The sequence below is a fragment of the Sphingomonas limnosediminicola genome, from assembly GCF_039537965.1.
GTDB lineage: Bacteria > Pseudomonadota > Alphaproteobacteria > Sphingomonadales > Sphingomonadaceae > Sphingomicrobium > Sphingomicrobium limnosediminicola.
Genome location: NZ_BAABBM010000001.1, coordinates 2,531,486 through 2,544,682, shown reverse-complemented (window position 1 = coordinate 2,544,682; position 13,197 = coordinate 2,531,486). Strand labels below are relative to the sequence as shown.

The 13,197-nt window shown below is 63.9% G+C and carries 15 protein-coding genes and 1 tRNA gene; 8 read left to right on the top strand and 8 right to left on the bottom strand.

The features are described from left to right. Positions 1-23 precede the first annotated feature (23 nt). Positions 24-686 carry an RlmE family RNA methyltransferase gene (locus tag ABD704_RS13080; protein WP_425565460.1) on the bottom strand — a complete coding sequence of 221 codons (663 nt, stop codon included), beginning with the start codon at positions 684-686 and terminating at the stop codon, positions 24-26. Further along, complete coding sequence (locus tag ABD704_RS13075) at positions 674-1,729, bottom strand: Ppx/GppA phosphatase family protein (protein ID WP_344700131.1); 1,056 nt, start codon at positions 1,727-1,729, stop codon at positions 674-676. Before ABD704_RS13075 ends, ABD704_RS13080 begins: the two co-directional genes overlap by 13 nt. A 169-nt stretch (positions 1,730-1,898) precedes the next feature. On the opposite strand from ABD704_RS13075, the gene ABD704_RS13070 reads away from it, so the two are divergent. Continuing rightward, positions 1,899-1,972, top strand: a tRNA-Gln gene (locus tag ABD704_RS13070). Positions 1,973-2,248: 276 nt separating this feature from the next. Continuing rightward, positions 2,249-3,040 carry a PEPxxWA-CTERM sorting domain-containing protein gene (locus ABD704_RS13065; protein WP_344700130.1) on the top strand — a complete coding sequence of 264 codons (792 nt, stop codon included), beginning with the start codon at positions 2,249-2,251 and terminating at the stop codon, positions 3,038-3,040. A 53-nt stretch (positions 3,041-3,093) separates the two neighbouring features. On the opposite strand, the gene glpK is transcribed toward ABD704_RS13065, so the two are convergent. Continuing rightward, complete coding sequence (glpK, locus tag ABD704_RS13060; protein WP_344700129.1) at positions 3,094-4,575, bottom strand: glycerol kinase GlpK; 1,482 nt, start codon at positions 4,573-4,575, stop codon at positions 3,094-3,096. Between the two features lie 76 nt (positions 4,576-4,651). On the opposite strand from glpK, the gene ABD704_RS13055 reads away from it, so the two are divergent. Beyond that, a complete protein-coding gene (locus ABD704_RS13055; RefSeq protein WP_344700128.1) occupies positions 4,652-6,055 on the top strand; it encodes a glycoside hydrolase family 43 protein in 1,404 nt (467 codons plus the stop codon). Here ABD704_RS13055 and ABD704_RS13050 read toward each other — a convergent pair. Further along, a complete protein-coding gene (locus ABD704_RS13050; RefSeq protein ID WP_344700127.1) occupies positions 6,052-6,615 on the bottom strand; it encodes a GIN domain-containing protein in 564 nt (187 codons plus the stop codon). The genes ABD704_RS13055 and ABD704_RS13050 overlap by 4 nt on opposite strands. Positions 6,616-6,722: 107 nt before the next feature. Here ABD704_RS13050 and ABD704_RS13045 point away from each other — a divergent pair, with 107 nt between their 5' ends. Next, positions 6,723-7,472, top strand: a complete 750-nt coding sequence (locus ABD704_RS13045; RefSeq protein ID WP_344700126.1) for a glutathione S-transferase family protein — start codon at positions 6,723-6,725, stop codon at positions 7,470-7,472. Here ABD704_RS13045 and ABD704_RS13040 read toward each other — a convergent pair. Further along, positions 7,469-7,972: a LytR/AlgR family response regulator transcription factor gene (locus ABD704_RS13040; RefSeq protein ID WP_344700125.1), complete on the bottom strand. Its 504-nt coding sequence runs from the start codon at positions 7,970-7,972 to the stop codon at positions 7,469-7,471. The genes ABD704_RS13045 and ABD704_RS13040 overlap by 4 nt on opposite strands. A 195-nt stretch (positions 7,973-8,167) precedes the next feature. Further along, positions 8,168-8,824 (bottom strand): cell wall hydrolase, encoded by a 657-nt coding sequence (locus ABD704_RS13035; RefSeq protein WP_344700124.1) that lies wholly within the window; start codon positions 8,822-8,824, stop codon positions 8,168-8,170. Positions 8,825-9,239: 415 nt separating this feature from the next. On the opposite strand from ABD704_RS13035, the gene ABD704_RS13030 reads away from it, so the two are divergent. Genes ABD704_RS13030 through ABD704_RS13020 form a run of 3 tightly spaced genes read left to right on the top strand, consistent with a single transcriptional unit; the run spans position 9,240 to position 10,572 of the window. Then, complete coding sequence (locus tag ABD704_RS13030) at positions 9,240-9,641, top strand: EVE domain-containing protein (protein ID WP_344700123.1); 402 nt, start codon at positions 9,240-9,242, stop codon at positions 9,639-9,641. Further along, positions 9,638-10,090 carry a DUF3828 domain-containing protein gene (locus tag ABD704_RS13025; protein ID WP_344700122.1) on the top strand — a complete coding sequence of 151 codons (453 nt, stop codon included), beginning with the start codon at positions 9,638-9,640 and terminating at the stop codon, positions 10,088-10,090. The genes ABD704_RS13030 and ABD704_RS13025 overlap by 4 nt, the downstream gene beginning before the upstream one ends. Beyond that, entirely contained in the window at positions 10,090-10,572 is a 483-nt protein-coding gene (locus ABD704_RS13020) for a hypothetical protein (protein WP_344700121.1), read from the top strand. The genes ABD704_RS13025 and ABD704_RS13020 overlap by 1 nt, the downstream gene beginning before the upstream one ends. 16 nt (positions 10,573-10,588) lie before the next feature. Here ABD704_RS13020 and typA read toward each other — a convergent pair whose 3' ends face one another. Beyond that, the gene (gene typA / locus ABD704_RS13015) at positions 10,589-12,409 is read right to left on the bottom strand and encodes a translational GTPase TypA (protein WP_344700120.1); all 1,821 of its coding nucleotides are present in this window, start codon (positions 12,407-12,409) and stop codon (positions 10,589-10,591) included. Positions 12,410-12,531: 122 nt separating this feature from the next. On the opposite strand from typA, the gene ABD704_RS13010 reads away from it, so the two are divergent. Then, positions 12,532-12,756 (top strand): plasmid stabilization protein, encoded by a 225-nt coding sequence (locus tag ABD704_RS13010; RefSeq protein ID WP_344700119.1) that lies wholly within the window; start codon positions 12,532-12,534, stop codon positions 12,754-12,756. Positions 12,757-12,758: 2 nt separating this feature from the next. Here ABD704_RS13010 and ABD704_RS13005 read toward each other — a convergent pair whose 3' ends face one another. Beyond that, positions 12,759-13,169: a MarR family winged helix-turn-helix transcriptional regulator gene (locus ABD704_RS13005; protein ID WP_344700118.1), complete on the bottom strand. Its 411-nt coding sequence runs from the start codon at positions 13,167-13,169 to the stop codon at positions 12,759-12,761. Between the last annotated feature and the right edge of the window lie 28 nt (positions 13,170-13,197).

The following is a 13,197-nucleotide window of genomic DNA, read 5'->3' as shown; positions in this document are numbered from 1 at the left end:
CACATCCCCCGCGGCTAATGGGACTAGCTAGCCTGTTCGGGCGCTCCCTTGAAGCCCTGCGCCACGACATACCATTCGCTCGAATCCTTGCGGCTGGCCGGCGGCTTGGCGTGCTTCACCGTGGCGAAGCTGCGCTTGAGTTCCGCGACCAGATGATTGTCAGCACCGCCAGCGAGAACCTTAGCGACATAAGCGCCCCCCGGCCGCAGCACTTCGCGCGCGAACTCGAGGCCGGTCTCGACCAGCGCCATCGTCCGAAGATGGTCCGTCTGCTGATGTCCGACGGTGTTGGCCGCCATGTCAGACAAGACGAGATCCGCCTCGCTTCCTAGAGCCTCGCGCAGTTTGCCGGGCGCGTCCTCGGCCATGAAGTCCATCTGCAGGATGGTAACGCCGTCCAGCGGATCGGTCGGAAGCAAATCGATGCCCACCACACGCGCCTGCGGCGTCCGCCGCCGCACCACCTGACTCCAGCCGCCCGGGGCAATGCCAAGGTCAACGACTGCCTTCACGCCCTTCAGCAGCCCGAACTTCTCGTCGAGCTCGAGCAGTTTGTAGGCCGCCCGGCTTCGGTAATTCTCCGCTTTCGCCCGCTGCACGTAAGGATCGTTGAGTTGCCGTTCGAGCCAGCGTGTCGAGGAAACCTTGCGGCCCTTGGCCGTCTTGACCCGCTTCACAAGGTCCAGCCGTCGCGCGCCATGAGCGAGCGTAGAATCCCCTCGCGAATGCCGCGGTCGGCAACGCCCAATTTCTTGGCCGGCCAGATTTCCATTATCGCTTCCAGGATGGCGCAACCCGCAACGACCAGGTCCGCCCGCTCGCTGCCGATGCAGGGCAGTCCAGAGCGCTCGCGATAATCCATGCCCGCGATCATGTTGCTGATGTCCTGCATCGCCTCGATCGGCACGTGCAGTCCGTCCACCGCACGTCGGTCGTAGGACGGCAACGCAAGGTGCACGCTGGCCAGAGTCGTCACCGTGCCGCTGGTCCCGAGCAGCCGGATTCCCTCCTTGTCCTCCGGCAACATCGTCGAGAAGTTGTGGAAAGCCCGGCGCGCGCGCTCCCGCATGCGCTTGTAGGCGAGCATTCGGTCGGGCCCTTCAAGTGCTTCCTTGCCCTCGCTCTCGGTCAGCGAGACGACACCCCACGGCGCGCTCCACCAGGCACGGATTTGTGGAACGCCCTGCTCCTGGTCGATCAGCACCAGCTCGGTCGATCCCCCGCCGATGTCGAAGATCAGGGCCGGACCGTCGCCCGGTTCCAGAAGCTTGTGGCAGCCGAGCACGGCAAGCCGGGCCTCTTCCGCCGGCTCGATGATGTCGAGGGCGATGCCAGTCTCGTCGCGTACCCGCTCGACGAATTCGCGGCCGTTACTTGCGCGGCGGCAGGCCTCGGTCGCGACCGAGCGCGACAGCGAGACGTTGCGGCGCCGGAGCTTGTCGGCACAGATCGACAAGGCCCCGACTGCGCGGTCCATCGCTTCCTGGGACAGCTTGCCGCTTTGCGACAAGCCCTCGCCCAAGCGGACGATCCGCGAGAAAGCGTCGATGACGGTGAAGCCAATGTCGTTAGGGCGGGCAACGAGAAGCCGGCAGTTGTTGGTGCCCAAATCGATCGCGCCATAGGTGTGGCGATGGCCATCCCGCTTGCCATGCGGTCTCGGATCTGATGGCCCGCTCTGCTCGATCCCCTGCTGCAGAGCCGGCGCACTGGCGACACCATTCGCCATGACACACGCCCAATCTTTCTTCACCGCGCGGATGGCGCGGCTGACTTGATCCGGTTTTAATCACAAATGTACCGGTTAGGGCAAGGCAAAGCCGAAAACTTGAGGCTGTTCCCGGCGTTGACACCTTGGATAGGCATTCGTATCTCGCCCGCCTTCGCGACTATCGCGCTGCCCCGTCGTCTAAAGGTAAGACTACGGACTCTGACTCCGTCAATCGAGGTTCGAATCCTCGCGGGGCATCCACCTGTTTTGGTCTGCGGTTCCTTCCGCCTAGCGTCGCTGATTTTTTCGCCATCAAAGGCCGTGTCCGCTCATGTCGGACACAGATCAAATACAATGTATGTTAGCTACAAATTTGAAAAATTGACTCGATTAGTATTTCGTTAACGCATAATCCGGGGGGCCAGTTGGTTCCCGGAGATGGCGTATGAGCCTGAATGAGCGCGTCTTGGACCTCATCAAAACGGGATAAGGCCGGCTGACAAAGTCGATTTCTCAATCCCAAAACAGGGAGAAGTAATGCGTAAACATATTGCAGCACTTGCAGCAGGAGCGTCGCTAACGCTTGTCGCTACGCCGGCTGTGGCGACCGTGACCACGATTACGACACTGGATGGCACACAGGGCGTTGCCGCCCCGCCCGGCGAAATGAACCCGGGATCGTCCGCGACGATCACGGCGAATCCCGCCCTCGACGCCAACGGATCGCTCCAATTGACCGGCGACCGCACGCGCGTGCTCAACGGCAACAATTATGTCCCGGACCACAATTACGGCGCGGCCAACGACATCGTCAGCCTGACTGGCGATTACCTGGTGTATGACGGTGGCAGTGCCGGCGTTCAGTCGCCGGCCTTCCGCATCTATGTTCAGGATGGGGCAGCTCGTTCTGAGCTGATCTGGGAGGCCGCCTACAATGGCGGATACACGATCGGCACCGCCGACAGCGTCGGCGCCGGCGACCTATTCTGGCAGTATCTCGCGGGTTGCGGATACGTCGGAACGGGCGGCTGCGGCTCGGGGTCGTACATCATGCACACGGCGGCGGATTGGGGTGATTTATTCTCGGCCGATGCCTTCATCAGCGCCTTTGGCGTAGGTCAAGGTGGCGGCGCCGGTGCGACCTTCTCCGCGCTTGCCGATCATGTCACGTTGACGACCGGACAGGGTGGCGCCGTCGGTTATGACTTCGCGGTCGGTCAGACGCCATCGGTGCCCGAACCAGCTACCTGGGCGATGATGCTGCTGGGTTTCGGCGGTATCGGGTTCCAGATGCGGTCCAAGCGCAAAGGAGCGCTGACCGCCGCTTGAAGAAAGACTTTTTGATCAACTTGGGCGCCGTTCGCGGCGCCCTTTTCTTGCGGCTAGCCGAGCGTGCGCGCGACGGCTTGGCGCCATCCCTCTAGCAGCTGCTGGCGGAGCCTTTGATCCATTCGCGGTTCGAAGATCGCCTGCCGCTGCCAGGTCCGTTGCAACGCGTCTAAATCGGCCCAGACCCCGGTCGCCAGCCCGGCAAGGAACGCCGCGCCTAGCGCCGTGGTCTCGACATTCGCGGGCCGCTCGACAGGTATCTGAAGGATGTCGGCGAGAAACTGGCAGAGCCAGCCATTGGTCGCCATCCCGCCGTCCACGCGCATTGTCGCTGCGCCGCCCGGAAAATCCTTGGCCATGCACTCCAGAAGGTCGTGCGACTGGTAGGCCACCGCCTCGAGGGTCGCCCGAGCTAGATGCGCGCCGGTGGCGTTGAGCGTCAGCCCGTAGATCGCGCCTCGCGCGTTCGGATCCCAATGAGGTGCGCCGAGACCAACGAACGCCGGCACCAGGTAGATGCCATGGCTGTCAGGCACGGTGGTGGCGAGACCGTGTGTCTCAGCTGCTTGAGCTATGACGTTGAGGCCATCGCGCAGCCATTTGACGGCCGCGCCTGCGACGAAGATCGATCCTTCGAGCGCGTAGGCGGTGCGCCCGCCCAGTCGATACGCCGGCGTGGTAAGCAAACGGTGGTGTGACGTGACTGGCTCGTCACCCGTGTTCACCAACATGAAGCAACCGGTGCCGTAGGTCGACTTGGTCATGCCCGGTTCGAAGCAGGCCTGCCCGAACAGGGCCGCCTGCTGATCCCCTGCCATTCCAGCAATTGGCAGCGCACGCTCGAGCAGGCCCGGCGCCGTCGTTCCGAAAATCCCGCTGTTGTCATGCACCTCGGGCAGCAGCAGCGCCGGCACTTCGAACAGCCGGCACAGCTCCCCATCCCAGCACTGCCGGCGAATTTCGAACAGCGACGTGCGGGAGGCATTGGTGATGTCGGTCGCGTGCACCTCCCCGCCAGTTAGCCGCCACAGCAGGAAGCAGTCGATCGTGCCGCACGCGAGTTCCCCCCGCTCGGACCGAGCTCGCGCTCCCTGCACATTGTCGAGGACCCACGCGATCTTGGTCGCCGAGAAATAGGGGTCGAGCACCAGCCCCGTCCGCTCCCGCACCAGCTCTTCCGCGCCCTCGCTCCGCAGGCGCTCGCAGACATCGGCGGTGCGCCGGTCCTGCCAGACGATGGCGCGATGGATTGGCTCGCCCGTGGCGCGGTCCCAAACGACCACGGTCTCACGCTGGTTGGTGATGCCGATGCCCGCCACCCGCGCCGCATCGACGCTGCCGAGGACTTCCCGAACGACTGCAAGCGTATCGTTCCAGATCTGCTCGGGATCGTGCTCAACGCAGCCGCGGCCGGGATAATGCTGCTCCAGCTCGCGCTGCGCGACCGCGACCGCACGCGCGCCGGAATCGAACAGGATCGCGCGACTTGACGTCGTGCCCTGGTCGATTGCCAGCACAAGGTCCTCTGCCCCCACGTGCCAACCATAAAACGCCCCGGCGCGACCCGGAAGGGGTTCTCACAAACGCCGCAGGCACTTATCCCCGCCATTCATGCCCAGCTTCCAGGTCGATGCCGCCGCACAAGGCGAAGGTTTTCGCATCGAAGTCGCAATCCGCGGCCGGCCCGCGAAGAGCTATGTGGTTCCGACCGGCACACAGCAGGGTTTCAGCGCCTTCTTCCGCGAGCTCCACCGCGATTTCGGCACGCGATTGCCTGAAATCTTCGCCGACGAGGTCGAGCGACCGGCTCCGACGCTGCGTTGGCACCCTTTGCTGACCGAGAACGTCCACCCGCAAATCCTGGTCGGTTACGGCGACCCGGCGGTGCTCAAGGACGGCGAGGATTACTGGCTGGTCGCGACATCGAATGACGCGCCCGACGCCTTCCCCATCCTCCACTCGGCCGACCAATCGCATTGGGAGCCGCGCGGCTTCGCATTTCCGTCGGGCCAGGAGCCGGCGTGGGCGGGGAAGGGCCGCAACGTCGCCGACTTCTGGGCACCCGAAATGGCGCGCGTCGGCGACGAATATTGGCTGGTCTTCACCGCGCGGCAGGCGAACAACGCGCTGGCGATCGGCCTCGCACGAAGCAGCTCGCCGTCCGGCCCGTGGGTCGACAATGGCCAGCCGCTGATCACCGGCAAGCCGATGAACACGACCGGGCTGGGTTATGACGCCGCGCAGCCGCTGATGAGCGGCGGCGTCATCGACTCCCACTTGTTCACGGATACGGACGGAACGAACTATCTGTTCTGGAAGGACGACACGAACGGGATCTGGCCGCGACCGCTGGCGATGCTCCTGGGGAGGTATCCCGAGCTGATCGAGCGCTTGTTCGACAGTGAGCCGGCCCGCCGCACCGCCGCGTTCTCTGCCGCCATCGTTCCCTGGGCCAACCAGCAGCGTCCGATGGTGCGCTTCTTCGCCATGCAGCCGCTGATCGAGGCGGCGCTCGCCAACTGGCAGCGCGTAAAGGCTGCGCTCGTCGAATTCGGACTGGCCCCAGCCATCCTCGAAGCCATGTCGACGCCCATCCGGGCACAGCGCATCGCCGCTGATGGCCGTTCGCTGCTCGGCGAAGACAAGATCGTGCTCTGCAACGACCTCGACTGGGAAGGACATCTGATTGAGGGTCCGTTCGTAACCCGGCAGGACGGGCGCTACTGGCTATTTTACGCCGGCAACGATTTCTCCACTCCGTCTTACGGTATCGGTGTTGCCGTCGCCGACCATCCGCTCGGCCCCTACGTCAAGCAGGGCGAGCCTCTGCTCAAGTCCACGCGCGAGTGGACAGCGCCGGGCCACGCTTCCGTCGCGCCCGGCCTCGACGACCAGCCGCAACTATTCTTCCACGCCTTCCATCCGGGCACCGGCGGCTACAACGCCTTCCGTGCGCTCCTGACCGTCGGCCTCAAGTTCGGGCCGGGCGGCGCTGAGGTAATCGAGCTTCCCTAGCCGCCGCGGCGGACCAGGCCGCCGCCCTGGATAGCGGACGTGACCTGTGGATTGCCCCAGTAGCGCACCTCGCCACCGCCGTTCACGCCGGCCGCCAGCGTTCCGCGCGCGCGAACCATGATCACGCCGCCGCCGTTAATCCCGGCTGCAACTGAGCTTCCGTCGACTGCGCGAAGGTCGATCGTGCCGCCGCCGTCGACGCCGGCCGCGACGTTGCCCTGCGGCGCAAAGCCGCTTTGCGCGCGAATCGATCCGCCGCCACGCACGCCAACGCCCGGGACCGTCGGGCTCTGTATTTCGATGCGCAGCCGGTAATGCTGCGGACAGCGATTGTTACACGCATCGATGCGCAAGCGGTGGTCCGCTTCGACGCTGAAACGCGTGTAGGCGCTGCTGCCGTCGAGGATCGTCACCTGCTGGGTTGGGCCGGGAACGAGCACGACCTCGCCCCCGCCGCGAAGCTCGACATTCTTGAAGGCTGCAACAGGGATGTTCTCTGCGGCAATTGCAGGCGCTGCCGCGGCAAGCGCAAAGGCGAAGAGGGGGACAATCGAACGCATGGCTGTAATCCTGGCTGAAATGCTATGCGCTACATTTGTAGCGTGCGCATCGAAAGGAGTCCAGCCTCACCTTGCGGGCCGCGCCAAACCGCTGCATTTCCTGCACCATGAAACGGCCGCGCACGATTATCGGCAGCTTTGTCAGCCCTTATGTCCGCAAGGTGCTCGCCTGCCTCAACCTCAAGGGGCTGGACTATCAGATCGACCCGATCACGCCCTTCTACGGCAATGACGAGTTCGAACGCCTGAGCCCACTACGGCGCATCCCCATCCTCATCGACGGCGACGTCACCATGAGCGATTCGTCGGTAATCTGCGCCTATCTCGACGAAGCCTACCCGGGCCACGCGCTGCTTCCGGCGAGCCCCGCCGAGCGTGCTCGCGCGCGCTGGCTCGAGGAATATGCCGATACGCGTCTTGGCGATCTCTTCATCTGGTCCCTTTTCTACCAGAAGGTCGTGCGACCGATGGTATGGAACGAGCCGACCGACGAGGAGCGTGTGCGGAAGGCGCTCGAAGAGGACTTGCCTGAGGCGCTCAACTATCTCGAAGGCGAACTGCCCGCAGCCGGCTTCCTGTTCGGCGAAATCGGCATCGCCGACATCTCCATCGCCACCTTCTTCCGCAATGGGGCCTATGCCGGGTTCGAAACCGACGACTCCCACTGGCCCCGTACCGCCGGGTTCGTCAATCGCACGCTCGACCATCCGGCGATCGCGTCGCTGCTCCCATTTGAAGATGTCCAGCGCGGCGCGTCCATCAAGGGTCGGCGGCAGGCTCTTCTCAACGCCGGAGCGAGGCTAACGGAGGAAACACTGGGGCTGCGCGAGCCCCGCCGGGGTCGCATGCGGCTTTAGTGATGCTGGCCCGAAATCCAGTTCTCGAAGCGGGTGCGCAAGGACAGCTTTGAAGGGATGAATCCGGGCTCGGCCGGCTCCATTTCCGCGTTCGCATCATAAAGCGTCAAATTCACCGGCGGCTTCGGCCGCACCGCCTCGCGCCCGCGCAGCAGGTCTTCGGCAGTCGCCAGCGATCGATGCATCTCCTCGGCCGTGAACGGCTTCATAAGGCATCCGAGCGCCAAATCCGCCATCGAAAAGCGCGGCGCCTTGCCGCTGACGAACAGGCACGGCACGCCGAGATCGTTGAGCCGCACCGCAACCGAAAATCCGGTCGATCCATGCGCCAAGTGAAGGTCGAGCAAAACGAGATGCGGGTCATGCTCTTCCGCGGCCGCGATCGCGCTGTCGGCATCCTCGGCCATGGCAATGACCCTGTAACGGGGATTGTCCTCGACCAGATACTTCATCGTCTGCGCGAGCTGCGTGTCGTCTTCGACGATTAGGATCCTGAGCACTGCTTTGAGCCTCCCCGATCAGCTCGCGAAAATTCCGGCTGGAAAATCCGTCGGTTGATCGTTGCGCGGATCGGGCGCGGCGCGAATCCCCTGTGAACGCGGTTATCGCCAGGGCGGCGCGTCCAAGCGCCGAAACGAAGAAGGCGCCCGCAACTTTACGCTGCGGACGCCTTCACCCGTCCAAATTTGGATCTCTTACGAACGATAGAACAGGTGCGCACCGATCTTCTGAACCATGCTGAGGCGGTGGCCCCAGCCCGGCGCGACGTAGGTCGCGTGATACCAGAGCACGTCTTGGCCAACGCTCGGAACGATATTCGCGGCGGCAAGACGGGCGATGCCCTGCGCTCGCGCCCACGCGGTGGAGTTGGTGTCGACCGTCGGGAACTGACCGTTGCGGACGAAAGAGAATTGCGCCGGCTGCTTCACGACGCTGCACCAATCGGGCGGATATCTGCCTGAAGCGGCGCGGTTCATGACGACGCGCGCAACCGCCATCTGTCCTTCCAGCGATTCACCACGGGCTTCGAAATAGACCGCCGTCGCCAGGCAATTCGCCTGTTCGTCGAGAGCTGCGCCGGCACTGAACTTGTCGACCAGCGCGTAGAGCGGCCAGCCGTTCTTGTAGAGCCAGGCAGCTTCCGTCGCATAGGCAGGAGCCAGCTTCACCGTCACCGCCTGCGCGGGCTGGCTTTGAAGGATGGCGCCCGTCGCGTTCGCAACGACAGTCGTAGCGGCAACCGCCGGACGGGCCATCGAAGCGGCAACCGTGCTCGCGGCCGCGCCGAGCGGCTTCGCGGCAGCATTAACGTCTAGCGCGCGCACGGCGGCGGGAACATTGAGCGCGGCCATGTTCTGCGCTCCAGCGCTCGAACCAACCGCAAGCATAGCAATTCCCATCACCGCGGACGCACCGCGGCTACCAAGTAGCCTGATCACTAATCTTGTAACCTTTTCCTGGCGGACGACCGCTGGGGGCGCTCGAAAGCGCTCTTTCATTATCCCAGCGGGGAAGTCCGTCTTGCCCTCGAGCCGGCGTCTAAATCGCCCTTGGCTCACTCGCTCTCATTTGCTGCAACCCAGATATGGTATGTTATTCGCGAGTCCAACCGATCGGCGGTGAACCGTTCGCGACTCGGGACGGAATCCGGAACGAATTGGAATTGCTCATACTTTTCCACTTATCCACAGCTGTTTCGGCTCGTCCTGCCGATGGTATGGCTCGCCTCACCGGCGATGGTATCAGCCTGGGACAGGAGGTGTTGTAATGGCGCACTGGCTGATGAAGTCGGAACCCGAAAGCTACAGCTGGGACGACCTCGTCCGCGACGGCGGAACAGAGTGGGACGGCGTCCGCAATAATGCCGCTCGCCTCCATCTTCGCGCGATGAAGAAGGGCGACGAAGCGTTCCTTTACCACAGCATGTCCGACAAGGCCGTCGTCGGTGTGATGCGCATCGTTCGCGAGGCGGCGCCCGACCCCAAGGACCCGGATTGGGTCTCCGTCCGTGTCGAGCCTGTCAAAGCTATCGGTCCGGTGACGCTCAAGGACATAAAGACCGAACCGAGCCTCGCCGCGATGGAGTTGATCCGCCAGTCACGCCTCTCGGTAGCGCCAGTGCGCGACGATGAGTGGCGCAAGATCCTCGAGATGGCAGGAACGAGATGATCTTGTTCCTGCTTGCCGCCGCGGCCGCCCAACCGGCAGCGGAAACGCCCAGGGCGTTCATGCAGCACCTGTACGCCAGCTATCGAGTCCGCGATTACAGCCCCTTCGACCATCCTGACCGGGTTTTTGCCCCGCGCCTCGCCGCGGCACTGGCAGAAGATTCGAAGCTCGCCAATGGCGAGGTCGGCTATCTCGACGGCGATCCGGTTTGTCAGTGCCAGGACACAGCCGGCATGCGCGCAACGGTCGTGAAGGTGTCGCAGCGGGACGCGCGAAACGCGGTCGTGGAGGTTTCCATCGGCTTCACCGGCGACAAGCCCAGGAAGGCGCGCTTCAGCCTTGAACGGGGCGGCAGCGAATGGCGGATTGCCGACGTAAGCTCAGCCGATGAGCCGAGCCTGCTTCGGGCCGTCGAGGAATCCAACCGCAAGCAGCGGAGGAAGCACTGATGCCGGCCCTCTCTCTTTTCGTCGCTGCGGCGGCGATGGCACATCTGACGCCCGACGGTTGGGGCGCGGCCAGGATCGGAATGACCCGGCAGCAGGTGGAGAGAGCGCTGCACATCCGCCTGAAGGGCGAGCCCATCGACAGTGAGCAGGCCTGCGTGGAGGTGCAGCCCGTCGGGCGCGACCAGGGCATCTGGTTCATGTTCCAGAACTACAAGCTGACGCGCATCTCCATCGGCGACCCGAGCGGAGTAACGACACCGCGCGGTATCGGCATCGGCGCAACCGCCGCAGAGGTCCGCCGCGCCTACGGCAAGAAACTCCGGGCCGAACCACACCATTACGAAGGGCTGCCGTCGGAATATCTGACCTATTGGGTTCGGCCCGAAACACGCGGCGTGCGCTTCGAGACGAACTTGAAGCGCCGCGTGCAGACCATTCACGCCGGCAACGGCACGATCCAGCTGGTCGAGGGCTGCGCCTGACGCCGCCCGTTCGGGTTCAGGCGGCTTCCATCTTGCGCGATTGGCGCTTGCGCTCGTGCGGGTCGAGATAGCGCTTGCGAATGCGGATCGCCTTGGGCGTAACCTCGACCAGCTCGTCATCCTGAATGTAGGCGATCGCCTGCTCCAGGCTCATCCGCCGCGGCGGCGTCAGGCGAATGCCTTCGTCCTTCGGGCCGGACGCGCGGAAGTTGGTGAGCTGCTTGGACTTCAGAGGATTGACCTCGAGGTCCTGGATCTTGGCATTCTCGCCGATGACCATGCCCTCGTAGAGCATCTCGCCGGGCGAGATGAACAGGATGCCGCGATCTTCTAATGCGCTAAGCGCGTAAGCGACCGCGGGGCCCTTCTCCATCGAGATCAGGACGCCGTTCTGACGGCCCTGGATCGGGCCCTTGTAGGGGCCGTATTTCTCGAACAGCCGGTTCATGATTCCCGTGCCGCGCGTATCGGACAGGAATTCGCCGTGGTAGCCGATGAGGCCGCGCGACGGCGCCGAGAAGATCAACCGCGTCTTGCCGCCACCCGACGGGCGCATGTCAGTCATCTCCGCCTTGCGCAGCGCCATCTTGTCGATGACCGTGCCCGAGAATTCGTCATCGACGTCGACGACGACCGTTTCATACGGCTCCTCGCGGCCATTCGGTCCGTCGCGGAACAGCACGCGGGGGCGGCTGATGCCGAGTTCGAATCCCTCTCGGCGCAGGGTCTCGATGACCACGCCGAGCTGAAGCTCACCGCGACCAGCGACCTCGAAAGCATCCGAACCGGCGGTCTCGGTGACGCGGATCGCGACATTGCCTTCTGCCTCGCGCAGCAGGCGGTCGCGGATCACACGGCTCTGCACCTTGTCGCCATCCTTGCCGGCGAACGGGCTGTCGTTGACCGCGAAGGTCATGCTGAGCGTCGGCGGATCGATCTCGCGTGCATGGAGCGGTTCCGAGATTGCCGGCGTGCCGATCGTGTTCGACACGGTTGCCTTCACCAGCCCGGCGATCGCGACGATGTCGCCAGCCTTGGCGGATTCGACCGGAACGCGCTCCAGACCCTGGAACGCGAAAAGCTTGGTGACGCGGCCGTCCTCGACGACGTTGCCGTTGACGTCCATCGCGCGGATGGGGTCGTTGATGTTGAGCGTGCCGCTCTCGATTCGGCCTGTCAGGATACGGCCGAGGAAGTTGTCGCGGTCGAGCAGCGTCGCAAGCATCTTGAACTCGCCCTGCGGGTCGAGCGCGGGTGCCGGCACATGATCGACGATCGTCTGGAACAGCGGCGTCAGGTCGCCCTCGCGCACGTCGTCGGTCTTGCCGGCATAACCGGCGCGGCCCGAGGCGTAGAGCGTCGGAAAGTCGAGCTGCTCGTCGTTTGCTTCAAGGTTGAGAAACAACTCGAACACTTCGTCGAGCACTTCCGAGGCGCGCGCGTCAGGGCGATCGATCTTGTTGACGACGACGATCGGCTTGAGGCCGAGGCTTAGCGCCTTGCCGGTGACGAACTTGGTCTGCGGCATCGGCCCTTCGGCCGCGTCGACAAGCAGGATGACGCCGTCGACCATGCTGAGGATGCGTTCCACCTCCGCGCCGAAGTCGGCGTGGCCCGGCGTGTCGACGATATTGATGTGCGTGCCGTTCCATTCGACCGACGTGCACTTGGCGAGAATCGTGATCCCGCGCTCCTTCTCGAGGTCGTTCGAATCCATCGCCCGCTCTTCGACGCGCTGGTTGTCGCGGAAGGTGCCCGACTGGCGGAAGAGCTGGTCGACAAGGGTCGTCTTGCCGTGATCGACGTGCGCGATGATCGCGACGTTACGCAGGTTCATCTGATTTTTCCGGAAATTTCGTGTGGCGGCCACATAGGGAAAAGTGCGCGATGTTGCAACGCAGCATCGCAACGCGCGGCGCATTTCGAGCGTTTGGACGCTTTAACCTGAAGGAGAGTATCATGCCCCGCGGTGCGTACACCAGTAAGCAGGGCCGCAAAGCCGAACATATTGAGAAGAGCTATGAAAAGCGCGGCGTCAGCAAGAAAGAAGCTGAAAAGCGCGCGTGGCGGACGGTCAACAAGCAGGACAAGGGCGGCAAGAATGCCGGCCATGGCCGTTCCAGCAGACGCAGCGAAGCCGCAAAGAAGGGTTGGGAAACCCGGCGCCGAAGAGCGAAGGGCTAAGCTCAGCTGGCGCGTTCGAGGATCTCGATCGCGCGTTCGATCGCGCGAAGTTCGCTGTGAGCGAGCCGTTCCAGCCGCAGTTCAAGCCCTGAGCCGGCGCTGGGCAGATTGCCAAGTTCGTCGCGGCCCTGGTCGGTGAGGCGAAGCGCCAGCCGACGACGGTTGTCCGGATTCTGCGTCCGCTCGACCAGGCCCCCGCGAACCAGCGTATCGACCGCACGGCTAACGGCGGGTGCACCCCGTCCGACGGCCTGAGCAACCTCGTTGAGCGTCGCTGGCTCGCGTTGGCCGATGCAATTCATCAGCTTTCGCCGTGCGCGCTCTGCCCGAGCAGCTGGGCCGTCCGCTACCCAATTCTGGGCGAGCGTGTTGAAGCGATTGGCGATGGCCGCCGGTGAAGACCCCCACATCATCCTTGCAGCGTAACAAACATTTTTACGG